Genomic DNA, 24,435 nt, shown 5'->3' with positions numbered 1-24,435 from the left:
CCTTTACTGTTCATTGGGTTTAATTCGCTGCCGTTATCCGTTTACACAAGGCAGCAGCAGGTTGGCGGTCATCCCCGCCGGTATTTCTTTCGGCAGCGTAATGCGGCACTGTTCGGCACTGTTCCAGTGCACCGTCATGGTCTCACCCGGCTTGATACCGCTGAGGTAGACGTTGCCTGCATCGTTCACCATGCCGGTTTCCTGTTGCTTGGCGTTCAGCACCGTGGCACCGAAAGGCGGCACCGAACCATTGGCCAGACGTATTACCGCCATCGCCTTCTCACCCGCGACGACTTCAAAGTGACGATAGCCAATGGCCCCTTCGGTCAGCGTGCCTTGCAGCACTGAGCCGGTGGCTTGGGCGTTGTCGGCCAGTTTGTCTACGTCGATACGTACGCTGCTGCGGTAATAACTGTTCACATCCGCCACTACCGCTTTACCGAAGATATTGGAGTTGACCGTGTTGCCATAACCGCCTACTGGCACTCCTGCTACACCATCGGTATCAACCAGCATCCGCGTCCCACCCATTATCGATGTACGATGTAAAGCGCCGCCTTCACCCGTCAGGGTAGCTCCGCCCGACATCGACACCCCTGCCGAGCTATACTGCCCGGAGCGGTAACTGGCCATGCCATCGACTTGTGCCAAGGTTCCGCGGTGTGTGTAATAGCCGCTCATATCGGCGTCGTGGTTCGACATACCCGTACGTAGGGTATAGTTATCGCTTTCGCCAATCCGGTCAGAATAGCTAACCGAGTTACTGTTGCTACCCGCGGCGTAAGAACCGCTGTAACTCACCGCTCCCGAATTGCCCCACGGTAGGGACAGCGACAGATACATACCGTCATCCTTGGTGTTGCTGAAGTTGTTTCGGTATGCCGTCAGCGACAAGTTAACGTTACGGAAACTGCCAAGGTCAAAATAGCGTGCCAGCGTCAGGTCATAGCGATCACTGGTGGCCTGGTTCCAATAGGTCTGGTGGTTGTAGTTCAGGTACCCACTCATCGCCAGCGATTCGATTTGCTGGCTGAAAGAGACTGTGTACATCTCTTTACTGCGCCCCAGCGCACTTCCGTCTGGATTATCTTTCGCACTCAGGTAATCCGCCATCGACAGAAAGCCACTATCGGAGAAGCGGTAGCCAGCAAAGGTGACCTGGCTGCCGGTCTCGTCAAAGCGCTTTGAGTAGCTCAACCGGTAAGATCCCCCCTGCTGAGTGTTCTGATCCAACCGTGCACGGGACTGAGTCATATCCGCTGACAAAGCCCCTAGGGCCATCAGGTCACGGCCAATCCCCATTGACAGAGCGGTGTAGTCATCCCCACTCAATCCGCCGCCGTACAGCGACCAACCGTTACTCACGCCCCAGGAGAACTCACCCGTGGCAAACATCGGTCCATTGACCTTATGCTGGAAGTCCGATGGACGACCTGCCGCCAGCTTGAAACGCACCTGCCCTGGTCGTGTCAGGTAAGGAATGGTGGCTGTATCCACCTGGAAGCGCTGTACGCTACCATCGACCTCTTCCACCCGCACATCCAATGTCCCAGAAACCGCGCTATCCAGATCCTGGATACGGAATGGCCCGGAGGCGACCAGGACTTCCTTGATCACCCGCCCCTGCTGGCTGATCACTACTTTGCCGTTGCCGCGTGCCACACCGGTAACCTCTGGCGCATAACCACGCAAATTCGGTGGTAACATGTTGTCATCCGAGACCAGGCTGCCCCCGGTGAAACGGAAGCTGTCGAAGATGTCGGAATTCAGGAAATCTTCCCCCAACGTCAGCTTGGCACGCAGCGGTGTAATCGCCCGATAGGCGGTGTACTGTGTCCAGTCAAAACTGCGGGTATTCTTTGTTATCGAATCGCTCTGATGGTCGATCCTGGTCTGCCAACTGGCCCGCAACCGCCACGGCCCCAGGTTGGCTCCTGCCACTCCATTACCACTGAGATTGTAATTCTGGGTGCTGTCCTGGCTCTGCCGCTGAACCTGAGTATTCAGGTTGTAATCCAGCAAAACACCGGGGATCCCTTCTTCCCAGCGCGAAGGAGGATCCCAGTTAGCACTGCTGTATTCCAGATACGCCTGCGGAATACTGAGGTACAGCGTGTTGGTCCCGAGATCGGTACGAGCCTGAAGCCCATGCAAGCTAGCCAGATCCAGACACTCGCCCTTATGCCACCAGGTCAACCCTGCCAATGCGGCCTTGGTTAGCCCCAGTTGATCTACCATCTCTTTGCTCAGACAGACCTGGCTGCCTTTCGGATCGTCGTCCGGTGCCAAGAACGTTACCGGGCGTGCCGGTTGCACCTGGTTATTCAGGCTCAAAGCCAGGTCATAAGTGCCCGGCAGGATAAAGCCCTGATGCGAAAACTGGCCTAAATCAATGTTGTCACGATCTTTGAGATCCAATACATCCGTGTTGAACTGGATATCCTTTGCCTGGGTCACGCTCACTGCGCCGAGCAATACGCCGCTGCCCAAGCTGGCCTGACACAAGATGGCGAGCAGGGAGCGGGAAAAATAACGCACCATGAAGAGAGTCCCTTTAGTAATAATCCATTCTGAACCGTATTGCCGAACGGTAATTCCCTGCCTGCAACTTCTGTTGGTTACCCACCAGACTCAGGGTGTAATGCAGTTGCAACTCTCCAGGGGTAATGGTGCTGGCCAGCATGGCATCACCCGGTGACGCCACCTCCCCTCTGGCATTGCGTATCATCAACGCCACGCCGCGCGCCTCACCGTTCACCCCGAAATAACCGCGATCGTTGTCACCGTCAAAGGTCACCTGAAAGCGCTGCCAATCGGGGGCTGTCGTATCGAAACGAACCAGCGCACAATCCACCAAGCGGATGACAAAATCTTTTTCCGGCCCGCGGCCGTCACGGATCAGTTGACTGACCGGGAGGGTATCCATCACCAGACTCTGGTCACGGTCACCGACTTCAATTGCACAAGGCGTCTCTACAATGGCGCCTTCCATGCTGACGCGCCCCTTCCCCAGGACATCATCGGAAACTACGCTCCCGGAAAACGCCAGGACACAACACATCAGCAGGGAAGGCACCACATAAGGTGAAACGTCATAAGTCCATTTCATGAACCAGCTCCATGGGTAACAAAAAAACCTGCGGCACAGCCGCCGCAGGTTATTAGCACTGCGCAACAAACTTACTGGTAAGACAGTACGAAGTTGGTTGGTACCTGGAAGTTACCTGGGACGATAGTTGCGTCAGCACCGCCACCTTTCAGGGCTGCAGTGAAGCTCAGGGTGCTGTTGGTGCCTTCAGTAACGATCTGGCCAGCTGTAGGGGTATTCAGAGCCACTTTGGCACCGTCAGCCTGAGACATCAGGACGTAAGCACCTTCAGCAGTACCGATCAGGCCAAGGCTGGTAGCGTCGTATGAAGAAGCTGCACCGGTGAAGGTCACAGAGACTTTATCTTTGGTACCTGCAGTAGCAATGACGCAGTCTTTCAGCTCGATGCTGAAAGGCATTGGCGTTGATACACCAGTATTGCTGTTAGCAGCCAGAGCAACGTTGGATACAGCACCCAATGGGATAACCTGATCCAGTGAACCCGCAGCGATTGAGCAAGGGGCATCAGTGATTGAACCCGTGAAGGTGATTTTGCCTTCGCCTTGGTTAGCTGCATAAGCGGTGCTGGCCATCAGGGATGCGCCAATGATCATTGCAATTGCTTTAACTTTCATGAAATCCGTTCCTATGATTTAAATATATTAACTAGAATATTAGGCGGGCCGAGAAATACACTCCCACGCCTTTTGTCACTACCCAACAATAATGCCGTTGCTTAGGATTGGCGCTATAATAGCGCTACCAAAAAATATTAAAATCAGACATTCCTCTTTGTTTTATCTGACTGTCTTATAAAAAATCTTCACATCAAAAACCAATCCCATAACCATATGTATAGACTAAGAAATATCTAACCTCACGAATTTAAAATAATCCTTTCTTTGCTAAAAAATCAGCAAAAAAGACCACTCCTGGGATTTTTTTATCTCCATCTCTTGTGCCACAGACCTTGCAAGCACGATTTTTTACATTGATGCCACTGCCTGCTGAGGGTTACCCATTACCACACCCCCTCGCGCCTTGATGCCTGTAGCAAGACGCAATATCGGCTATATTAAGATTGCAAAGCTGTGACGCTGTACTGCGGCCTGATAGCAGAGTAGGCTGATTTAATGAAGCAGAGTCAGGCCTTAACCGACAGGGGGGGAAATGGTTTTTACGATTTTCAATATGATAGCGTTCAGAAGCGAAGACGGGGCGATGTGGAACATTGCGCAGCCCGATAGAAGGCTCACCTTCACCACCATTCCTACCCGGTTGTTCACTTACCTGCTGGAAAATGCCGATAGAATGGTGGGCCGGGAAGAGTTACTCAATAACATCTGGGACAAGTATGGCTTGGAACCTTCGAATAACTCGGTCAATCAGTATATCTCACTGATCCGTAAATCATTGAGTGAGCTAGGCTGTGACGAAGAGATCATAAAAACCATTCCTAGGGTGGGGTTTTATATCGCCGGGGAAATGGTGACTTACCATGTGGAAACGCAGCAGAGTGTTGTCAGTACCACCACTTCAGCGCAACCTACTCCAGAGCAACCAGGGCTACGCAAATGGTATAAGCCATCATTGCTCGCCATCAGCTTGATTATCTCCACGTTATTAGTTCTGCAACCTTTTCGCTCCGCTACTGGCTATTTGGATTACCGTTTCCCGAAGTCTACGTTGTATAAAATTGGCAATATAGCGACCTGCCCTGTCTATAGTCTTAACGAAAGTTCATCCTCCGCCGCTGTGCGCAAAGAACAGCTTGCTCAAGAACTGGCAACAGAACATGTTCCGTGCGTCAACAATGAGGTGTTTATTTTTCACTCAGGCGAACACTACGCCTACCAGCAGTCCGGCAGAGCATTCATAGCCCGTTGCACCAATAGTGATCATACCCTGTCTCATTTCTCTGACTGTAAGGCCGTCTATGCTTTCGCTAAATAATCGCTCAGGTAAGTTTATCGGGTTAGTTGCTCTCGCCTTGGTCGCGGTGGCCTTGCTATTCAACCTCCTGATGCATAAATTTTTCGTTATCGAGAAAGGCCCAAAAGTGAGCTGTGCTGCCTTTTTCCTGGTACAGAGCGACTTGCAAACCAAGGGCGTTATGAGTTTACATATTGATGGCCAGCGCCACGGAGAAATGGGCATCTCAGCTACCGTAAGGGATAATGCTGGCACCATAAAGTACCATCTCCTGCGTAACGTCAGTTTCGAGTATCGCTACGAAGATAATGGTTACCTCGCCTTGCAGTTGGTGGATATTAATAAAAAAGCCAGCGATGATATGCCCAATGAATTGTTCAATCAGTCCATTTTTGACTTTTCAGTGAAAAACCGACGGTTAAGGATCACCATGACAGGTGATGGCTATTTATTGTGGAATGGCTTTTCGCCGGTGATGATGTGCGTCCGTAGTCAATAACAGCCCCATGGTAACTGAATAGTAAAGCTCGGCGAGTACGATGGCAGAAGGGTAACATCTAACGCCATCATAAAGTTCTTTAGCGGTTTATTGCATATGAGGTAAACTATTACCGAATTTCAGCATATACAGCTCATTGAAGTTTCTTGCTCCATGCCGTTTTACTGCCTTCACCTTATAACCACTGACCGTTTTTATCGACATGTGCAGCATCTCGGCTATCTGTGATTGTGAGTAACCTTCTACCAGCAATTTTACAACCCGCTGCTCTTTCTGCGATGCCTTCAGGATACCTCCAAAAATATCGCCAAAGATATTGTCCGCCAACGCCTTGGGTTCTACCAAGCTCAACACTCTGATCAAACTTTTCAGATCGGCATAGGCGATTTTTTTATCGACCACAATATCGGAAAAATGCTTAATCACGGCGGAACACTCTTTTCCTTTAGAAAGCAGTGTGATCACATAAATAACCTTACTTTCCTTGCGTAGATCATAAATCTGTTTGATGGTGCCGAGCATATCACTGGAGTCACCATCAATAAAAGCAATGTAGCTATCATCGTAACGCAAGTTTAAGTGTGGCTCAGCGTTTAAAATCTCGATGACTGAATCGAATGTAACTTTACTCAAAGGGCAAGGGTAATGAGTGTCAAATAAAAACATTGGCGACTTCCTGCAAAAAATAATGCTTAGATTTTGTGAAATACCAGGCCTAAGGCTATCCAAGATAACCTTGTTCATTGTTAATCGACGTCAGAGACCTAACCCCTCAGGGCTTTATCGATGTCTACCTGGTGCTGAACTTATCGTTACTACTCAGGATTGACGTTGCGCTGCCAGACCAAAACCCGACAAACTGCGCCCCACATCAATCTGAGCCTTAAGTTACAGACAAAGTTGCCAAGTAGTTACTTATAACTACATTTACGTTATTTATAGGTTTAAATTCTAAATTTTAATTTTATTAATGCATTTTCTGGAGTTTAACACTAGGAGATGACAGTGGCATTCAGCAACAACTCACCCTACTGCTTAACCTCAACGCCAAGGATGCGGACTATTAGGTGATATCAAGCATTATTGTTTAGCTTTAGCATATAGAGCTCGTTGAAGTTTCTTGCCCCGTGTCTTTTTATCGCCTTAACCTTATAACCGCTGATGGTTTTTATCGATAAGTTTAACATTTTGGCGATTTGGTATTGGCTGTGGCCATCCAGCAACAGCTTCAGCACCAGATACTCTTTCTGAGAAGACTTCAAAATGTCCCCCCAGATATCGCCAAAAACATTATCGGCCAAAGCCTTGGGCTTTGCCTTAACCATGGTTCTGATCAACTTTCCCAGATCGGCATAGGTGATTTTTTTATCCACCACGTGATCAGATAAATGCCTAATTACCGAGGAACACTCTTTATCTTTTGACAGCAATGTAACCATATAAACAACCTTGCTGCTCTTGCGTAACTCGTAAACAGATTTGACTACGCTGTAGATGTTAGCCGAATCCCCATCAACAAAAGCGATTGAACCCTCGCCATAATACAAGGCAGAGGTTGGCTCACACGTTAAGGATTCAATGAGCGATTTAAAGGTTATTTTGCTCAAGGAACAGGAATAATTTGAGTCTATGAGATTCATTGGAATACTTACCTCCTGGTAAAAAATCCATCCATAATGCCGATTCCATGAGCGCCAATAGTTGGCGACCAAGTATCGTCTTTAGTAAATACCCAAGTTCTAATACAGTGGGCAGAAAAAACTGAATTTAATCTCCAGCACGTTGTTGCAAGCTCAACGTCCTCTCACTTAACTTCGTGCTATTTATGCGGAAACTGCATATACTGCGACCTAGGGAGATTATGGGGAAATCATTCCCCTATAGACGCTTGAACTTTCATTTAATAATTCCATTCAAAGTATACCAAGTTCATCGCCTAACCCTAGATAAAAACGTCAAATAAAACGAAATTAAACACCCAGCCATATCAGTATATTCTTATAAAATTATTATCGTCAATCAATTTAATTTCTTATAATAACCCTAAAAAGATCATGTGGATCTTTCTTATGTTTTATAATCGCTTATGGTTTAATTTATTCAAAAACACAGTTAAATATAAGACAACAAGAGAAAATAAAGAGAAAACTCCCATTTAATCCGCTAGTGAACAGTCATATCATAACGCCAAGGCATTCACAAAAACCCAGCAAAAAAATTATTCATCAGAATGCCAGAGAAAAAATTAAAGCTTAATTTAAGGCTTTGATTTTTCTATGCACAACTGAAGTGATTTCATTCGTAAACAGCCGTTTATTTTATAGTGACAGGTAGATATAACATCTCACCAGCCTTCGATAAAAGGAAACACGGCTCTAAAATACACGACAGCCGAGCTCCCCTACAGGATATAGGGGGGCTGGAGGAGCATTCATGCCGGCAAGGAGGCACTATGGTAAAGCACACCATTTCCATTCTGGTCGTCGAGAGCGACCGCTATTTTACTCATGGGCTTAACCTCGGGCTAAAGGCCTACTGCTCTTTGCACGGGAGATCCCTACGGCTGTCTGAACGCGGTGCCGTCCCGGTAACCGGAGTCGATATCATTTTTCTTGGCGACAGCATTACCTGCCCGCCCTGGCTGTATGATCTGTATCAGCAAGGCTACACTCCCCACGTATTTTTCATCAGGGATCAGCAACGTGGTGAACCAATGGCCCGCCCCTCTGTCACCAATTGCGAATGCGGTGCAGGCACGCTGTATCGCCATCAACCAATACAAGCAATTGAAGCCCTGCTCGATAGCGTTTTGTTCCCGCAGGAAGGGGAACGGATCCCGGCGGCAGGAAAATGCCGATGCTCCTCATCACTGACGTTCAGGGAAACTGAAGTGCTGAAGTACCTGTCCATAGGGATGAGCGGGCATGACACCGCAGGGCTCCTTGGCATCAAGGGCAAAACCGTTAATGGCCATAAGCGCAATGCCATGCGCAAACTGTGCGTCAAGACTAACCAGGAGTTGTACCGGTGGATGAAACTGGGCGGCACCTCTCATCTGCAATGCCAGTCTTTGATCTGAGTAGCTGAAGTTTGCGCAAGAGTCTCGAGCTGCGCATCCAGACTTGGGATCGCAGAGAGTTGGCCTCCTAGTGAGTGCAAAACCACTTTTTTTATTCTATGAGCGTAATAGCGACATAATTATTTTCAGACTATCAACCCGAAAAATAATTAATTCTGCGCACACCCCACTTAATTTAGATAATTTTCATAATTTTTTATTATCCACAGCCTCAAAACGCCTCTTCCTTACTAGCTCCATAAAAAAACACCACAAAAAAGATACAAAACCCAACAGGAGCATTAAAATCAGACAAAAAATCTATGTAATCAAAAATAAACAGAATTAAAAATTAATATTTACCCACCAAAAATCCAGAAATAAAATAATTACCCATAGTAATCAATGCATTAAATTAAAATCACGCACCAAGCCCACACTTTGACAACCATGACGTCTTTTGAAATTATTGAAAACGAAAGTCAGGGTGACTCGCCTTCAGAAACAAATAGCGTCCATTGAGCGCAAACAAATAAATTAGCCCCCATTAATCGATATACATCCAGTTATTTCTGAGCAGAGATAACTGTAAGTCTATCAAGCACCAACTCGTTTTTTAATAAGCCACCTCTCTAAAGGAATAGCACTCATGCGTAAATCAATTTTCACCTTGGCTCCGGCTGCATTGGTTTTACTGGCCGTAGCGGGTAACACTCAGGCGGCAACCAACGCCCAATTAACCGTAACGGCCAACGTGGTTGCTGCCACCTGTGACATTTCACTGTCTACCAACAGCCTGGATCTGGGTAACTTTTCACCCAAGCAATTTACCGGTGTGTTGACGCCAATCCCTGCCAGCCAGAAACAGTTCACCGTGGGTCTGAACAACTGTGAAGCTCCCGTTGCCGCTGCCGATACCGCTAACCTGCTGGTGTCCGGCCAAACGCTGGCTGCCAACTCAAATATCTTCAACTCCACCGGCACCAATACCGGCATCATGTTGAGCGAAGTTAGCAAGCCAAACGTCTATATCAAGGCCGGTGACAAAATCCAGGTCGCTGCCGCAGGCGCAACGCCAGCAGCCAGCGATTTTAATGCCAAGACGGTGAGCCTGCAGGTAGGCCTGGCCTCCACCAGCGCGGACAAAACCAACATTGGCGCCGTCAAGGCACCAATCCTGTTTGCTTTCTCCTATAACTGATTTACCTCTGGGCAGGTGGCTTCGGCTACCTGCTTTTTTTCATACCAAGGGGCAATAAATGACGCGTTTAACGCTATTTTTTCCCGTCCTAATGGCGCTGCTGTGCAATTCACCCGCCGTATTGGCGGATGGATTTGGCATTAATGCCACTCGGCTTATCTACCCGCAAGGGGCAGGCAGCATTGCCGTCACGCTACGTAATACCCAGCCCACCTTGCCTTATCTGGTACAGGCTGCGGTAAGCCCGAACCCAAATAGCCGTGATGCCTCTCCATTTACGGTAACACCACCGGTTTTTAGGCTGGAAGCCAAGAGCGAGAGTCAGATCCGCATTACCGGTAATGACGCATCATTGCCCAAAGATCGCGAGTCGGTATTCTATTTCCAGGCCATGGCGATCCCAGCCGCAGCCGAGCCGACCGCCAGCCAACAGAGCGCCAACGTGAGTGCCACCGCCCAATTTGGCGTTGGCAATATCATCAAGCTGTTTTATCGCCCTACAGAGCTCGCATCAGATTCGGGTTCAGCACAGAAAAACCTGCGCTTCACCCGCGTCAACAACGGGCTGCAGGTCAGTAACCCTTCCCCCTATTTTGTCAGCCTGGCCAGCCTGAGCTTTGCCGGGCAACGGCTTAAGTTAGACACACCCGCCGCGCTAATGATTGCGCCATTCGGTTCCCATACCTATCCCACCACGGCTAAAAGTGGGGCTATTAGCTGGCAAACCATTAACGATCAGGGAGGCGTTGATGCGTTTAAACAGGCTCTGCCTTAAGAAGGTATCCCTCATCTCACTCGCTATGGTTGCCGGATTAACCAGCAGCACGGCCCCCGCCGTGACGCTGAACTTTTCCGCAACGATCATGCCAGGCACCTGTTCCCTAAGCCTGGATAAAAGCGTACTGCCGCTGGACGAGATGTCGCAGGCACGCTTGCGTAGCGGTGCCCTGATCAACTCACAGCCGTTTACCCTCAAGGTTGGCAACTGTGACGGTGTCGCCACTGCTGGCCTACAGCCGATGATTACGGTCAGCGGTGAGGGAGTAACCCAGGATGGTAAATGGCTGTTTCGCAGCAGCGACTCCAGTGCCGGGGGGAGCGGTGTGATGTTGGTACAAAGTGCCAACATGCCCAATTACAACAGTACCGAGGTCAAACCTGCCAACACTTACCCCTTGGCGGCAGTGGGGCAGATACCGGTCGCTAAAGACTTCCCCTTTTTTGCTGGCATCAGTTGCGGTGGTAGTACCGGCTGCGCGACGGTGAAACCGGGGAAGGTTATCGCCCGTATCACCTTTACATTCGCCTACCGCTGAGGTTGCCATGCCATCTGCCTGCTATTTATCTATCGCGCTGCTGTTGCTCTTTACCGGGCCAATGGCAATAGCCGACGGCGGTATCAGTTTAAACCAGACCCGGGTGGTGTTTTCCGCTGCGGATAGGGCACAAACCGTCACGGTGAATAATAGCGGCACACAAAAGTTTCTGATCCAAAGCCGTATCCAACGCGCGCTCGACGACCAGGCAGCAACGCCGTTTATCGTCACGCCGCCGCTGTTTCAGCTCGGCCCTGAGCGCAAGCAATTACTGCGCCTCCTCAAGCAGGATCAGGCATTGCCCACGGATCGGGAATCGCTGTTTTACCTTACGGTATTAGCGATCCCCGCACAGGAACAGACGGCACTGGCAGAGGCGCACTTATCGATGGGGTTTCGCTTTGCCATCAAACTGTTTTATCGCCCTGAAGGCCTGAAGATCGCAGCGAAGGACGCCAGTTGTCAGTTGAAACTGACCCCTACGGCAGCAGGGGTGCGCATTGACAATCCAACCCCCTATTTTCTCACGTTTGCTTCACTGAAGTTCGATGGCCAGCTTATCGATCTCGATACCCAGCTGGCGATGATTGCCCCGATGAGCGCACAGACGTATCCCGGCAACCCGTCGGCCAGGCAAGCCGTTTGGCAAACCATTACCGACTTCGGCGGCTTATCTGCGCCATGCCAGCAGGCCCTGCCATCACCAAAGGACCCACCCGCATGAAACACCTTGGCCAAGCGATATTGCTGCTGTGCAGCCTGTCTTTTTTGACCGCTCCCCAGGCGGCAGAGCCCGACTCCACAGGGATCTCATTTTATGTTCTGCGGGTGATTTACCCCGAAAGCGCCAAGCAAGGCGTCAGTTTGGTGGTAGACAACAAAAGCGCAGACGCCTATCTGATGCAGTCCCGGGTGCGCCCGGTCGATAACCAGACCGGCGATGTCGATTTGAGCGAGGGTGGGCCAGCGAAAATGCCGTTTATTGTCACGCCACCGCTGGCGCGCTTAGAGGCCAAAAGTGAACTGACACTGCGCATCCGCCGTAACGGTGAACCTTTGCCGACCGATCGCGAGTCGGTGTTCTTTATCTCCATGAAAGCGATCCCCGCGCAAGCGCAAAACGATCAACCGCAGTCGGTAGGCCAGATGGCAGTGACGGTAGTCAGCAATATGAAATTGTTCTACCGCCCTGCTGGATTAGCCAAACGCGCCGTGGCCGACGTGGCCTGCCAACTGCGTTTCAACCGCTCGGGCAAAGAGTTGATTGCCAATAACCCGACTCCCTATTGGCTCACCTTTTCGCGGCTGAAAATGGACCGCGTCGCGCTGGATAAACCCGCGTTACGTTTGATGGTGCCGCCGAAAGGACAACAGCGCTATACCGTCCCTACTGGGACCCGCGGCCATGTCGAATGGCAACTTATTGATGAGGATGGTTGGAACACTCCCGTTTGTCAGCAGGACTTGACCCCATTGGATGTTTAAGGACGCGCTAAAATCATGGATAGAACATCAATAAAAAACAGGCCCGGCACTCGGGGTCTTTCACCTTCTTTGGCCGGAGCCTTGCTGCTGGCCGGTGCCGTACCCGCCTGGGGCCGAGACTATTTCGATCCGGGCCTGTTGGCGCTGGGGGGCAGCCAGCTGGCAACGACCGATCTGACCGTGTTTGAATCCTCCGGCCAGACCCCTGAAGGGCGCTATCTGGTGACGCTGTGGGTGAACCAGTCGGAGCAGGGGCAACACAGTCTAGTGTTCAAAAAAGATGCGCTGGGCCAGGTGTTACCGCAACTGACCCCGGCATTCCTCCACGGGCTTGGCGTGAATACTGAGGCACTGCCCAGCTTTAGCGGCTTGTCGCCTGAGGCTCCCATCGCCAACTTGGAGAAGCTCATTCCTGAATCGCAGTTACGCTTCGATTTGGCCCAATTACGTCTGGACATCAGTATTCCCCAGGTCGCCATGCAGCAACATGCCCGGGACTACGTCGATCCCGAACAATGGGACGAGGGTGTCCCTGCATTGTTGATGAATTATAGCCTCAACGGCAGCCGTAACTGGCAAAGCGCACAGCACGGCATGGGCAAAAGCGAGCAGAGCAATATGTTCGCCAACCTGCTGGGCGGGGTGAACTACCAGGGGTGGCGCCTGCGCAGCACCATGACCTATACCTATAGTGAAAGCCGTGGGGGAAGTTCCTCAAGCCGTTATCAGCGCAGCCAATTCTCCGATACCTATTTACAACACGATATCCGTGCGTGGCGCGCCGAGATCCTGGCGGGTGAAAGCAGCAGCGGAAATGACGTGTTCGACAGCATTCCCTTCCGGGGCATCAAACTGAATTCCAGCGAAGATATGCTGCCTAATAGCCTGCGCGGCTTTGCTCCTGTGATTGCCGGCATTGCCCAAAGCAACGCACGGGTGACGGTCAGCCAGAACGGCAACATTGTGTATCAAACTTATGTGGCTCCAGGCCCGTTTCGTATCAACGATCTCTACCAGAGCAGCCAAGGTGGCGATCTGACGGTGACCATCACCGAAGCAGACGGCTCGGTACGCAGCCAAACCCTGGCTTTCTCGTCATTGCCGGTGATGCAACGCCCTGGCGCACTCAAGTATGAGCTCACCAGCGGGCGCTATAACGGGGGTATCACCAAGAGCTCCCGGAAAGCAACCTTCGGGCTTGGCACATTCATGTATGGCCTACCGTATAACGTCACCCTCTACGGCGGTGCGCTGGTTGCCACAGATTATCACTCTCTGGTGGCAGGTTCTGGCCTGTCGTTGGGTGACTTTGGCGCCATATCGGCAGACGTCACCAGTTCGGATGCCCGGTTAGAGGGGCAAAACGAACGCCAACAAGGGGCTTCATATCGGTTGCGCTATGCCAAAAGCCTGCTCAGCACCGGGACCTCGGTAGATCTCGCGGCCTACCGCTACTCCACCCGCAACTATTACACCTTCTCCGACTTTAACAACCTGGGTTTTGAACTCAACGCTGGGCAAACTCCCTGGGCGTTGACACGCCAACGCTCCAATTTCCAGCTGCGTATCAGCCAACAGTTGGATTCTTGGGGAGCCATTTACCTATCGGCCTCACGCAACGATTACTGGGGGAACAGCCAGGTGAACAACACCGTTTCCGTTGGTTACAACGGCAGTTATCGCGGTGTGAGCTACGGCATGGCCTACAGTATTGACCGCATCAAGGGTGACGGCAGTTGGCCGGAAAACCGCCAGCTGTCGATGACGGTGCAGATCCCCGTCAGTCTGTTTAGCAGTGCGGTGGCCAATAACCAAAGCTATGCCAGCTACCAGGTAACCCATAACAATCAAGGCCAGGTTCAACAGCAGGCCGGGATCGGTGGCAACGCCATGGATGACCGCCTTTCCTACAACCTGATGCAGGGTTGGTCGAACGATAATGGCAATGATAACAGCACCTTGAACATGGGTTATCGAGGTAGTAAGGGCCAGGCCAATGTAGGTTACAGCTACAGCAACCAGCTCCGTTCACTCAACCTCAGCGGCAACGGCAGCCTGCTGCTGCACCCGGAAGGCCTGACGCTGGGGCCTATGCTCGGCAATTCAGTGGCGGTGGTCAGCGCGCCAGGCGCTGGCGGCGTTGAGGTGCTCAACGGCAACATTCGCACAGATAGCCGCGGTTACGCGCTGGTGCCGTATCTGGCGAACTACCAGAACAACAGCATCAGCCTGAACCCCACTACCCTGCCGGAAGATGTGGATATGGCGCAATCAAGCCTTAACGTCTATCCAACCAAGGGGGCGGTCATCATGGCGAAGTTTGACACCCGAGTGGGTTACCAGGCGCTGGTGACGCTGCTACGGGGGGATACCAGCCTGCCATTCGGCACGGTGATTACGGTGGCGGATACCCCGGCAGGAAAAAACAATACCGGTATCGTGGGTGATGCGGGCCAGGTGTATCTGAGCGGGCTACCGGAACAGGGCACGCTGACAGCGAAATGGGGGCACGCTGACCATCAGCAGTGCCGTGCCAGCTTCAATCTGAGTGGCATTGCCGCCCCTTCAGCCAGCAACCCCATCCGCCAACTGACGGCACGCTGTGAAACAGGCCGATAACAATGCGCAAACCAAAGAAAGTGAAAATTACCGCCAACATGCCTGGGCATACCCAATATCACCGCCACTGCGCACTCGGCATACTGCTGATAGCAAGCCTAAGCCAACCAGTCGCACAGGCGGAAACTATTACTATTGGCAAAGGGACCGGCATTCTGTGGGAGGGCCTGCCGTTTAATGTCACCTTAAGTGGCCCTTTGGATGCAACGGCTATTTTTCCCCAGTTTACGCCATTGGCTATCTCTTCAAATAGGACAGAATGCCTAAAGACGGATACTCTGACGACCATTGCGGGTTATCCAGCAGTCAAGCTAACGCCAAACGTGGGGCTCATCCCCAGAGCCTTCGGTAATGCAAGCTTTTACCGGTATTACGGCAGTTATGCTACGGCATCCGGTACGCTGGGCCTTCCAGAAAGCAAGGGCATGAGCCAGGATTATGTAGTGACTCCACCTGACAATTATAGCTGGTGCCTGGCGCTATATAGGGGTTACGTTGCCCTCTACTATGACAAAGACAAGATGCGTACAACCACGATATCAGGCACCTGGGTGCTGGTTGCCGATGGTCAGCAGAAGTCTGCAGAAATTAAAGTCCCGGAGATGTATGCCGGCAGTTTCTCAGCAAAGGCGTCTGGCGATAGATCGGCCTCGATCCTCCCATCCAATATCCAACTGCGCATCTCCACGCTCGAGTGCACGGTCAATACCCCCACTTCAATCACCTTTAGCAAAGTGATGAAAAACCTGCAGGCCGGGGCCGAATTGGCCATTCAATCCTACCCACTCATCACCAGTTGCGGGCAATCCTCTGATTTCATCGATGCCAATATCAACCTGCAGTTCCGGCCGTTGACCGGCCTGTATCAATCAGTCCCGAGCCGTTTGGCGCTGCGCGAGGGCGGCGGCTATATCACCGGCGAGATTGATAACGGCGTGACCGGCAGTGGAAGCTGCAGCGCCACCAGCGGGCTGCCGTTCGATAATAGTCAGCTAAAAATCGGCCGTATCTCCAAGACGGAAACCAGCCTGAATACCACCCATCAGGTGACCTGGCGGCTGTGTTCCGGCGGCAAAGATCTGCCACTTGGCGACGTTAGCGCCGCCGCTGAAATGTTAGTGACGTTTAATTAAGCTCGACAGGACAAAGTAAAGTGAAAAAAACAACCAATACGCCAGGACATGCCTCATATCACCGCCGCCTTGCCCTGTGCATATTGCTGTTAGCCAGCCAGAGCCAACCAGCCGCGCTGGCGGAAACCATTACCATAGGCAAAGGTACCGGCATTGTGTGGGAAGGCCTGCCGTTTAATGCAACCTTGACTGGTCGAATAGGAGGTTCCAATGTAACTCCCACCCAGGCACTGGTCGCTATCACTTCGAACATCTATATGTGCCAAACCACGGCTCAATTGTCGTCCATCGCAGGTTATCAGGCAGTCAAGTTAGCGCCAGGCGTGGGGCTTCTCCCCAGAGCCTCCGCTAGTGGAAACTATACCTCAGAGCAAGACATATTATATTCGATATCCAGTACGTTAGGATTGCCCGAAACCAAAGGGGTGCGGACCTCGCCGTATGGAAGTTCTGCAATGTATTTGCCTCCAGATAGGAATTGGTGCCTATCACCATCAAATGCTGATTTTGGATTATTTTTCTCACCGGATGTGCCACGTAAAGCCACAATATCAGGTAGCTGGGTACTGGTTGCCGATGGTAACCAGAAAGCGGCAGAAATAACCGTACCGATAATGTATGCCGCTAGTTTCGGAGCGACTTCTTCTGGGAATAGAACGGCCGCGATCCTCCCGTCCAATCTCAAACTACGCATATCCACGCTCGAGTGCACGGTCAATACCCCCACTTCAATCGCCTTTGGCGGCGTGATGAAAAAAACGCAGGTGGGGGCCGAACTGGCCGTGCAATCCTACCCACTCATCACCAACTGTGGACAGTCCTCCGACTTTATTGATGCCAATATCAACCTGCAGTTCCGCGCATTGAGCGGCCTGTATAAATCGGCACCGACTCGTTTGGCCCTGCGTCAGGGCGGGGGTTATATCACCGGTGAGATTGATAACGGCGTGACCGGCAGCGGGAACTGTGCCACCACCAGCGGGCTACCGTTCGATAATCGCCAGCTCAAAATCGGCCGTATCAACCAGGCGGAAACCAGCCTGAGTATCACCAATCAGGTGACCTGGCGGCTGTGTTCCGGCGGCAAAGATCTGCCGCTTGGCAACGTTAGCGCCGCCGCTGAAATGCTGGTGACGTTTAATTAACCCAGACAGGACAACGTAAAGTGAAAAAAACAGCCAATATGCCAGGACATGCCTCATATCACCGCCGCCGCGCCCTGTGCATATTGCTGTTAGCCAACCTGGGCCAACCAACCGCGCTGGCGGAAACCATTACCATTGGCAAAGGCACCGGCATTGTGTGGGAAGGCCTGCCGTTTACGGCGAACTTAAGTGGCCCTATGAATCACGCACGTCTGAATCTCAAACACGGGCTATTGTCTATCTCTTCAAGCAGGTCTGCCTGCCAAGAGACTGGGGCTCTGAAGGTCATTGCGGGTTATCCGGCAGTAGGGCTGGCGCCAGGCGTGGGGCTCATCCCCAGAGCCAGTGGGCAGGTAGGTTTTTACACATTCGCAGGCAGTTTCGTTTCACTATCCGGTACGCTAGGGTTACCCGAAACCAAAGGGGCAAGCAGCAACGGAAATCAATTGACCTCTCCTGATGCTTATAGCTGGTGCCTGCCGCCAGCCATGAATAGCCAGGAATATTACTATTCCGCTACCAAAGAGCGTGCAGCCACGATATCAGGCACTTGGGTGCTGGTTGCCGATGGCCAGCAGAAGGCTGCTGAAATAGCAGTCCCAGAGATGTATGCTGGCAGTTTCTCAGAGATATCGGCCGGGGATAAAATAGCCTCAATACTCCCGTCCAATCTCAAGCTACGCATATCCACGCTTGAGTGCACGGTCAATACCCCCACTGTAATCGCCTTTGGCGGCGTGTTGAAAAATACGCAACCTGGGGCCCAACTGGCCGTGCAATCCTACCCACTCATCACCAGTTGCGGGCAATCCTCTGACCTGATCGATGCCAATATCAACCTGCAGTTCCGGCCATTGACCGGCCTGTATCAATCAGCCCCGAGCCGTTTGGCGCTGCGTCAGGGCGGCGGCTATATCACCGGAGAGATTGATAACAGCGTGACCGGTAGCGGGAACTGTGCCACCACCAGCGGGCTACCGTTCGATAATCGCCAGCTCAAAATCGGCCGTATCACCCAGGCGGAAACCAGCCTGAGTATCACCAATCAGGTGACCTGGCGGCTGTGTTCCGGAGGTAAAGATCTGCCGCTTGGCGACGTTAGCGCCGCCGCTGAAATGCTGGTGACGTTTAATTGAGGACAACGCCCTTCATCTCTGATTTGCTTGCGCTAAGGCAAGCTTAATCGCCATTAAATATCTAGTTTGCGTAGTGCTTCCAATTTTTGTCTGTGACAGCCTATTGCCGGCTGGGCTAGTATAACGACTGAATCAGATCCTGATGCCTGCGGCACGCAAACGTCGGATCTTGCTGGGTTCTGCCTGGTTTTTGTCTGTTGATTTGGTCTTTGTGCAGGCTTTGAGTGACAAAGGTTTGCCAGCCTGTTTGCCTGTCATATATGCTCGATCTTTTGACCAACCGATTGATTTATTTGAGCCGCGCTTGCTGCTGCTCATCCTGAACGTTTTGGCGGTTTTTTAATGAGGCGACGTGATCCCCAATGACGACAACGAATATCACAATCAATTTTAAATTCAATGGATTGGAAACGGTAACGTTATGACTAGCACCGAAAAACTCGATTCGCACACCCCGATGATGCAGCAATACCTGCGCCTTAAGGCGCAGCATCCGGAGATCTTGCTGTTCTATCGGATGGGGGATTTCTACGAGCTGTTCTATGACGATGCCAAACGTGCCTCTCAGTTGCTGGATATCTCGCTGACCAAACGCGGTGCGTCCGCGGGTGAACCCATCCCAATGGCGGGCGTCCCCCACCATGCGGTGGAGAACTATCTTGCCAAGCTGGTACAGCTTGGGGAATCGGCCGCGATCTGTGAACAGATTGGCGACCCTGCCACCAGTAAAGGCCCGGTAGAGCGTAAAGTGGTGCGCATCGTTACCCCTGGCACCATCACCGACGAAGCCCTGCTGCAAGAGCGCCAGGACAACCTGCTGGCCGCCATCTGGCAGGATGGCCGCGGCTTTGGCTATGCCACATTGGATCTCAGCTCCGGCCGCTTCCGCGTTGCCCAGCCAGAAGATCTTGAAACCATGGCGGCCGAGCTGCAACGTACCAATCCGGCAGAGCTGCTTTACCCGGAAAACTTCGAGCAAATGGCGCTGATCGAACAGCGCCACGGCCTGCGCCGCCGTCCGCTGTGGGAATTTGAGCTGGACACCGCACGCCAGCAGTTGAATCTGCAGTTCGGCACCCGCGATCTGACCGGCTTTGGCGTGGAGCAGGCCCATCAGGCGCTACGCGCAGCGGGCTGCCTACTGCAATATGTTAAAGATACCCAGCGTACTTCGCTGCCGCATATCCGTGGCCTCACCATGGAGCGCCAGCAAGACGGCATCATTATGGATGCGGCCACTCGCCGTAACCTGGAAATCACCCAGAACCTGTCCGGCGGCAGTGAAAATACCCTGGCCGCCATCCTCGATCGTACCGTTACCCCAATGGGTAGCCGCATGCTCAAACGCTGGCTGCATATGCCCACCCGCGACGTCCAGGTGCTGAACAACCGCCAGCAGGCCATCGCCGCATTGCAGCCATTGAGCTGTGATTTGCAGCAGCCCCTGCGTCAGGTTGGCGATCTGGAGCGTATTCTTGCCCGTTTGGCACTGCGTACGGCTCGCCCACGGGATCTGGCCCGCATGCGCCACGCCTTCCAACAGTTGCCGGATATCCGCGCCCTGCTGGAAAACGCTGATGCACCACAGATGCAAAAGCTGTTGTCACAGGTCGGTCAATTTGACGAGCTACAGGCACTGCTGGAGCGCGCCATTGTGGAATCCCCACCGGTGCTGGTCCGTGATGGTGGCGTGATTGCTCCAGGTTATAACGAAGAACTGGATGAATGGCGGGCGCTGGCAGACGGTGCTACCGACTATCTGGATCGTCTGGAAATCCGCGAGCGCGAGAAGCTGGGCCTGGATACGCTGAAGGTGGGTTTCAACGGTGTGCATGGTTACTACATTCAGGTCAGCCGTGGCCAAAGCCATCTGGTGCCGATCCACTATGTGCGCCGCCAAACGCTGAAGAATGCGGAACGCTACATCATTCCCGAGCTGAAAGAGTATGAAGACAAGGTGCTGACCTCTAAAGGGAAAGCCTTGGCGATCGAGAAAGGGCTGTATGACGAGCTGTTCGATCTGCTGCTGCCGCATCTGGAACAACTGCAACAGAGCGCCGGAGCCTTGGCCGAACTGGATGTGTTGGCCAACCTGGCAGAACGTGCCGAAACGCTGAGCTACGCCTGTCCGACCATCAGTGAGCAGCCCGGCATTCGCATAGTCGATGGCCGCCACCCGGTGGTGGAACAGGTGCTGAGCGAACCCTTTATTGCCAACCCGGTTTCCCTTTCACCACAGCGCCGTATGCTGATCATTACCGGCCCGAATATGGGCGGTAAAAGTACCTATATGCGGCAAACGGCACTGATTGTGTTGCTGGCGCATATCGGTAGCTATGTACCGGCGGCAAAAGCCACCATCGGGCCGGTGGATCGTATCTTTACCCGCGTGGGTGCGGCAGACGATCTGGCTTCTGGCCGCTCAACCTTTATGGTGGAAATGACCGAGACCGCCAATATCCTGCATAACGCCACGGAAAACAGCCTGGTACTGATGGATGAGATTGGCCGTGGTACCTCCACCTACGACGGGCTTTCCTTAGCCTGGGCCTGTGCAGAAAACCTGGCCAGCCGCATCAAGGCTATGACGCTGTTTGCCACCCATTACTTTGAGCTGACCACCTTGCCGGAGAAAATGGAGGGCGTGGTGAACGTGCATCTGGATGCGCTGGAGCACGGCGATACCATTGCCTTTATGCATAGCGTACAAGATGGCGCTGCCAGTAAGAGCTACGGCTTGGCGGTGGCGGCGTTGGCCGGTGTGCCGCGTGATGTGATCAAGCGTGCGCGCCAGAAGCTGCGTGAGCTGGAGAGCCTCTCCAGCCAGACGGCGGCAGGTACGGTGGATGCGACCCAGATGACGCTGTTGAACGAAGAGGTTTCACCGGCGGTGGAAGCGTTGGAGACGTTGGATCCGGATTCTCTTTCGCCACGCCAGGCGTTGGAGTGGATCTACCGGCTGAAAAGCCTGGTGTGAGGCTGTTCCATTGATTTGGGTATGTGACCCCTCACCCTAACCCTAACCCTAACCCTCTCCCACAGGGAGAGGGGACCGTCCGAGCTCGCTATCAGTTGCAGAAACCTACCTGGTCACGGTACTGAATCAGATCCTTTTGTCACGGCAAACAGCTCACTGTACCTGACCATAACACTGAAGTGACCCCCTCTCCTTTTTGGGAGCGAGTCGGGGTGAGGGAGCAGCGATCGCTGGCTGACCATTGATTATCCAGGCGGTGTCACAGATCGCCTCCAAAACCTAACCACAACGCCGTACTGGCTCCCTCTCCTTTGGGAGCGGGTCGGGGTGAGGGAGCAGCGATCGCTGGCTGGCCATTGATTATCCAGGCGGTGTCACAGATCGCCTCTAAAACCTAACCACAACGCCGTACTGGCTCCCTCTCCCTGTGGGAGAGGGTTGGGGTGAGGGGCAAATATCGACGAAGTTACCCCAAAAAAGCTGCATATCACCGTCAATCACAGCAAATCGCAGGCATAAAAAAACGGTGAGCGTCATCAACGCTCACCGTTCTTATTTTAGGGCTATAACGCGTTTATTCGCGGAACAGTGCCTCAATACTCAGGCCCTGCATTTGCAGAATTTCACGCAGGCGGCGTAAGCCTTCAACCTGGATCTGACGAACACGCTCACGTGTCAGGCCAATCTCGCGGCCAACATCTTCCAGCGTAGCCGCTTCATAGCCTAACAGGCCGAAACGGCGAGCCAACACTTCACGCTGTTTGGCGTTCAATTCGAACAGCCATTTGACGATGCTCTGTTTCATATCATCGTCTTGCGTGGTGTCTTCAGGCCCGTTGTCTTTCTCGTCGGTCAGAATGTCCAACAGGGCTTTCTCTGAATCCCCACCTAACGGCGTATCGACAGACGTGATACGTTCGTTCAGGCGCAGCATACGGCTGACGTCATCAACCGGTTTGTCGAGTTGCTCCGCAATCTCTTCAGCGCTGGGTTCATGATCCAGTTTGTGAGAAAGCTCGCGCGCGGTGCGCAAGTAAACATTCAGTTCTTTGACGATATGGATCGGCAAACGGATAGTCCGGGTTTGATTCATGATCGCCCGTTCAATCGTCTGGCGGATCCACCAGGTCGCATAGGTGGAAAAACGGAAACCGCGCTCTGGGTCAAACTTTTCCACCGCACGGATCAGACCAAGGTTACCCTCTTCGATCAGATCCAGCAGCGCCAGGCCGCGATTGCTATAACGACGGGCAATTTTCACTACCAGCCTCAGGTTACTTTCTATCATGCGGCGGCGGGACGGCACGTCTCCGCGCAGTGCACGCCGCGCAAAATAAACTTCTTCCTCTGCGGTCAGCAGAGGGGAGTAACCGATTTCGCCCAGATAGAGCTGCGTTGCATCCAATACGCGTTGGGTAACACCTTGAGACAACAGTTCGTCTTCCGCCAAGTCATTCTCGCTGGTCTCTTCTTCTACCTGCGCTTTTTCATCAAATGACTCGGCCTCCATGGCGTTCTCATCGAAATCTGCATCGTCATGTAACTCGTTAACTTTCAGCGTATTTTGGCTCATAAAGCGGCTCCTACCCGTGATACCGCGAGCAGAATACAACGCATTCTGCCCAATCTATCGCTGCGGAAGATAACGCAGCGGGTTTACGGATTTCCCCTTGTAACGAATCTCGAAATGCAAACGTACTGAACTGGTTCCGGTGCTTCCCATCGTTGCTATTTTCTGCCCCGCCTTAACTTCTTGTTGTTCCCGGACCAGCATGGTGTCGTTATGGGCGTAGGCACTCAAGTAATCATCGTTGTGTTTGATGATGATTAGATTACCGTAACCCCGTAAAGCGTTGCCTGCGTACACTACACGGCCATCGGCGGTAGCGACAATCGGCTGCCCACGGGAACCAGAGATATCGATGCCTTTGTTCCCACCTTCCGATGAGGAGAAGTTATCGATGATCTTACCGTCAGTTGGCCATTTCCAGGTGCTAACTGGGGCACTGTTGCTGGCGGTGCTGCTCGCCGGTGGCGTAGCGGCTGGTGCGGTAACAGGAGCTGCGGCTGAGCCTGCCACAACGGCTCCTGATGCAGGTAACATTTTACCTACATTCTGTTTACTCGAATTATCAGAATACGCGTTCGTTGATGGAGAATCAACCGTTGCAGTTTGTATCTGAGTGGTAGAAGGTGGTTTTGACACTGTACCATTACCGCCAGCTAACATCCCACCGCCGCCGTTGGCAGAACCACTCCCCAATTGCAGGGTTTGGCCAACTTCCAGGCTGTACGGCTGTGGAATATTGTTGCGTTGGGCCAGATCGCGGAAATCGTTGCCGGTGATCCAGGCAATATAGAACAGCGTGTCGCCACGTTTAACGGTATAGCTGCTACCACCGTTGTAGCTCCCTTTAGGGATCGAGTTATAGCTACGATTGTAAACAATACGCCCCTGCTGTGATGCGTTACCACCACCGGCGTTGGCCGATGCAGCGGCTCCACCACCACCGACGCTGCTGATAGGTGCCGAGGTAGAATTTTTATCCGAACAGCCAACTAACCACACGCTTAACATCGTACACACCGCAACTCGGCGTAAAGAACTCATTGGGCTTCCCGTGCTCATGCTTCCCCCATGACAGCAATATCAAAAAATACCTTATACATCGTAGCCGAGCTTTATCGTTCTACAGCACAAGGTTTCCCCGGCCGATCCCTGAAAACCAGAAGATCACCCACCAGGGAGCTAAAAAACCGTGGCGCCAATGCTAGCCACATTGGCACGATCACGCCATAAGACAACTACATACTGGAACAATTCTATTGAAAATTAATATTATTCA

General features: G+C 52.4%; 21 protein-coding genes. 14 read left to right on the top strand and 7 right to left on the bottom strand.

The window, feature by feature from the left end:
• Positions 1-33: 33 nt before the first annotated feature.
• The 3 genes from WN53_RS12830 to WN53_RS12820 all read right to left on the bottom strand — a co-directional run bounded on the left by WN53_RS12830 (position 34) and on the right by WN53_RS12820 (position 3,723).
• Positions 34-2,541 carry an outer membrane usher protein gene (locus WN53_RS12830; protein ID WP_024484113.1) on the bottom strand — a complete coding sequence of 836 codons (2,508 nt, stop codon included), beginning with the start codon at positions 2,539-2,541 and terminating at the stop codon, positions 34-36.
• A 13-nt stretch (positions 2,542-2,554) separates the two neighbouring features.
• A complete protein-coding gene (locus WN53_RS12825) occupies positions 2,555-3,109 on the bottom strand; it encodes a fimbrial protein (RefSeq protein WP_024484112.1) in 555 nt (184 codons plus the stop codon).
• Positions 3,110-3,180: 71 nt separating this feature from the next.
• On the bottom strand, positions 3,181-3,723 hold the full coding sequence (locus tag WN53_RS12820) for a fimbrial protein (RefSeq protein ID WP_024484111.1): 543 nt from the start codon (positions 3,721-3,723) through the stop codon (positions 3,181-3,183).
• A gap of 535 nt (positions 3,724-4,258) precedes the next feature.
• Here WN53_RS12820 and WN53_RS12815 point away from each other — a divergent pair.
• Together WN53_RS12815 and WN53_RS12810 are read left to right on the top strand one after the other, a co-directional pair.
• Entirely contained in the window at positions 4,259-5,041 is a 783-nt protein-coding gene (locus tag WN53_RS12815) for a winged helix-turn-helix domain-containing protein (RefSeq protein ID WP_024484110.1), read from the top strand.
• Positions 5,025-5,519 carry a hypothetical protein gene (locus WN53_RS12810; protein ID WP_024484109.1) on the top strand — a complete coding sequence of 165 codons (495 nt, stop codon included), beginning with the start codon at positions 5,025-5,027 and terminating at the stop codon, positions 5,517-5,519. Before WN53_RS12815 ends, WN53_RS12810 begins: the two co-directional genes overlap by 17 nt.
• An 87-nt stretch (positions 5,520-5,606) precedes the next feature.
• Here WN53_RS12810 and WN53_RS12805 read toward each other — a convergent pair whose 3' ends face one another.
• On the bottom strand, positions 5,607-6,185 hold the full coding sequence (locus WN53_RS12805; RefSeq protein WP_046808071.1) for a helix-turn-helix transcriptional regulator: 579 nt from the start codon (positions 6,183-6,185) through the stop codon (positions 5,607-5,609).
• Positions 6,186-6,592: 407 nt separating this feature from the next.
• Positions 6,593-7,159: a helix-turn-helix transcriptional regulator gene (locus WN53_RS12800; protein WP_024484106.1), complete on the bottom strand. Its 567-nt coding sequence runs from the start codon at positions 7,157-7,159 to the stop codon at positions 6,593-6,595.
• An 812-nt stretch (positions 7,160-7,971) separates the two neighbouring features.
• Between WN53_RS12800 and WN53_RS12795 the strand changes: the two genes are divergently transcribed.
• The 12 genes from WN53_RS12795 to mutS all read left to right on the top strand — a co-directional run bounded on the left by WN53_RS12795 (position 7,972) and on the right by mutS (position 21,589).
• Positions 7,972-8,598 (top strand): helix-turn-helix domain-containing protein, encoded by a 627-nt coding sequence (locus WN53_RS12795; RefSeq protein WP_024484105.1) that lies wholly within the window; start codon positions 7,972-7,974, stop codon positions 8,596-8,598.
• Between the two features lie 628 nt (positions 8,599-9,226).
• Positions 9,227-9,778 carry a fimbrial protein gene (locus tag WN53_RS12790; RefSeq protein WP_024484104.1) on the top strand — a complete coding sequence of 184 codons (552 nt, stop codon included), beginning with the start codon at positions 9,227-9,229 and terminating at the stop codon, positions 9,776-9,778.
• 58 nt (positions 9,779-9,836) lie between these two features.
• On the top strand, positions 9,837-10,553 hold the full coding sequence (locus WN53_RS12785; protein ID WP_024484103.1) for a fimbrial biogenesis chaperone: 717 nt from the start codon (positions 9,837-9,839) through the stop codon (positions 10,551-10,553).
• Positions 10,528-11,094, top strand: a complete 567-nt coding sequence (locus tag WN53_RS12780; RefSeq protein ID WP_024484102.1) for a fimbrial protein — start codon at positions 10,528-10,530, stop codon at positions 11,092-11,094. Before WN53_RS12785 ends, WN53_RS12780 begins: the two co-directional genes overlap by 26 nt.
• Before the next feature lie 7 nt (positions 11,095-11,101).
• Positions 11,102-11,818, top strand: coding sequence for a fimbrial biogenesis chaperone (locus WN53_RS12775; protein WP_024484101.1), 717 nt, complete (start codon positions 11,102-11,104; stop codon positions 11,816-11,818).
• Positions 11,815-12,579 carry a fimbrial biogenesis chaperone gene (locus WN53_RS12770; protein ID WP_024484100.1) on the top strand — a complete coding sequence of 255 codons (765 nt, stop codon included), beginning with the start codon at positions 11,815-11,817 and terminating at the stop codon, positions 12,577-12,579. The genes WN53_RS12775 and WN53_RS12770 overlap by 4 nt, the downstream gene beginning before the upstream one ends.
• Positions 12,580-12,594: 15 nt before the next feature.
• Positions 12,595-15,198, top strand: coding sequence for a fimbria/pilus outer membrane usher protein (locus WN53_RS12765; protein ID WP_024484099.1), 2,604 nt, complete (start codon positions 12,595-12,597; stop codon positions 15,196-15,198).
• A gap of 2 nt (positions 15,199-15,200) precedes the next feature.
• Positions 15,201-16,331 (top strand): hypothetical protein, encoded by a 1,131-nt coding sequence (locus WN53_RS12760; RefSeq protein WP_024484098.1) that lies wholly within the window; start codon positions 15,201-15,203, stop codon positions 16,329-16,331.
• A gap of 749 nt (positions 16,332-17,080) precedes the next feature.
• Positions 17,081-17,476, top strand: a complete 396-nt coding sequence (locus WN53_RS28935) for a hypothetical protein (RefSeq protein ID WP_235166948.1) — start codon at positions 17,081-17,083, stop codon at positions 17,474-17,476.
• A gap of 20 nt (positions 17,477-17,496) precedes the next feature.
• Positions 17,497-18,612 carry a hypothetical protein gene (locus WN53_RS12750; protein WP_244887737.1) on the top strand — a complete coding sequence of 372 codons (1,116 nt, stop codon included), beginning with the start codon at positions 17,497-17,499 and terminating at the stop codon, positions 18,610-18,612.
• Positions 18,613-18,754: 142 nt separating this feature from the next.
• Positions 18,755-18,955, top strand: a complete 201-nt coding sequence (locus WN53_RS12745) for a hypothetical protein (protein ID WP_024484095.1) — start codon at positions 18,755-18,757, stop codon at positions 18,953-18,955.
• Positions 18,956-19,033: 78 nt separating this feature from the next.
• The gene (mutS, locus tag WN53_RS12740; RefSeq protein ID WP_024484094.1) at positions 19,034-21,589 is read left to right on the top strand and encodes a DNA mismatch repair protein MutS; all 2,556 of its coding nucleotides are present in this window, start codon (positions 19,034-19,036) and stop codon (positions 21,587-21,589) included.
• 574 nt (positions 21,590-22,163) lie between these two features.
• Here mutS and rpoS read toward each other — a convergent pair.
• Together rpoS and nlpD are read right to left on the bottom strand one after the other, a co-directional pair.
• Entirely contained in the window at positions 22,164-23,162 is a 999-nt protein-coding gene (gene rpoS, locus WN53_RS12735; protein ID WP_024484093.1) for an RNA polymerase sigma factor RpoS, read from the bottom strand.
• Between the two features lie 54 nt (positions 23,163-23,216).
• On the bottom strand, positions 23,217-24,200 hold the full coding sequence (gene nlpD, locus WN53_RS12730; protein ID WP_024484092.1) for a murein hydrolase activator NlpD: 984 nt from the start codon (positions 24,198-24,200) through the stop codon (positions 23,217-23,219).
• Positions 24,201-24,435: the final 235 nt, after the last annotated feature.

The sequence above is a fragment of the Serratia fonticola genome, from assembly GCF_001006005.1.
GTDB classification, from domain to species: domain Bacteria; phylum Pseudomonadota; class Gammaproteobacteria; order Enterobacterales; family Enterobacteriaceae; genus Chania; species Chania fonticola.
Note: the sequence above shows the minus strand (reverse complement) of the source record. Positions and strands in the feature narration are given on the sequence as shown.

Excerpts from the sequence above, each read along its gene's own strand:
- rpoS (WP_024484093.1), bottom strand. The coding sequence starts at position 23,162 with ATGAGCCAAAATACGCTGAAAGTTAACGAGTTACATGACGATGCAGAT.
- WN53_RS12745 (WP_024484095.1), top strand. The coding sequence starts at position 18,755 with ATGCCTGCGGCACGCAAACGTCGGATCTTGCTGGGTTCTGCCTGGTTT.
- WN53_RS28935 (WP_235166948.1), top strand. The coding sequence starts at position 17,081 with ATGAAAAAAACGCAGGTGGGGGCCGAACTGGCCGTGCAATCCTACCCA.
- nlpD (WP_024484092.1), bottom strand. The coding sequence starts at position 24,200 with ATGAGTTCTTTACGCCGAGTTGCGGTGTGTACGATGTTAAGCGTGTGG.
- WN53_RS12785 (WP_024484103.1), top strand. The coding sequence starts at position 9,837 with ATGACGCGTTTAACGCTATTTTTTCCCGTCCTAATGGCGCTGCTGTGC.
- mutS (WP_024484094.1), top strand. The coding sequence starts at position 19,034 with ATGACTAGCACCGAAAAACTCGATTCGCACACCCCGATGATGCAGCAA.
- WN53_RS12790 (WP_024484104.1), top strand. The coding sequence starts at position 9,227 with ATGCGTAAATCAATTTTCACCTTGGCTCCGGCTGCATTGGTTTTACTG.
- WN53_RS12820 (WP_024484111.1), bottom strand. The coding sequence starts at position 3,723 with ATGAAAGTTAAAGCAATTGCAATGATCATTGGCGCATCCCTGATGGCC.
- WN53_RS12800 (WP_024484106.1), bottom strand. The coding sequence starts at position 7,159 with ATGAATCTCATAGACTCAAATTATTCCTGTTCCTTGAGCAAAATAACC.
- WN53_RS12815 (WP_024484110.1), top strand. The coding sequence starts at position 4,259 with ATGGTTTTTACGATTTTCAATATGATAGCGTTCAGAAGCGAAGACGGG.
- WN53_RS12775 (WP_024484101.1), top strand. The coding sequence starts at position 11,102 with ATGCCATCTGCCTGCTATTTATCTATCGCGCTGCTGTTGCTCTTTACC.
- WN53_RS12830 (WP_024484113.1), bottom strand. The coding sequence starts at position 2,541 with ATGGTGCGTTATTTTTCCCGCTCCCTGCTCGCCATCTTGTGTCAGGCC.
- WN53_RS12825 (WP_024484112.1), bottom strand. The coding sequence starts at position 3,109 with ATGAAATGGACTTATGACGTTTCACCTTATGTGGTGCCTTCCCTGCTG.
- WN53_RS12780 (WP_024484102.1), top strand. The coding sequence starts at position 10,528 with ATGCGTTTAAACAGGCTCTGCCTTAAGAAGGTATCCCTCATCTCACTC.
- WN53_RS12770 (WP_024484100.1), top strand. The coding sequence starts at position 11,815 with ATGAAACACCTTGGCCAAGCGATATTGCTGCTGTGCAGCCTGTCTTTT.
- WN53_RS12760 (WP_024484098.1), top strand. The coding sequence starts at position 15,201 with ATGCGCAAACCAAAGAAAGTGAAAATTACCGCCAACATGCCTGGGCAT.
- WN53_RS12795 (WP_024484105.1), top strand. The coding sequence starts at position 7,972 with ATGGTAAAGCACACCATTTCCATTCTGGTCGTCGAGAGCGACCGCTAT.
- WN53_RS12810 (WP_024484109.1), top strand. The coding sequence starts at position 5,025 with ATGCTTTCGCTAAATAATCGCTCAGGTAAGTTTATCGGGTTAGTTGCT.
- WN53_RS12765 (WP_024484099.1), top strand. The coding sequence starts at position 12,595 with ATGGATAGAACATCAATAAAAAACAGGCCCGGCACTCGGGGTCTTTCA.
- WN53_RS12805 (WP_046808071.1), bottom strand. The coding sequence starts at position 6,185 with ATGTTTTTATTTGACACTCATTACCCTTGCCCTTTGAGTAAAGTTACA.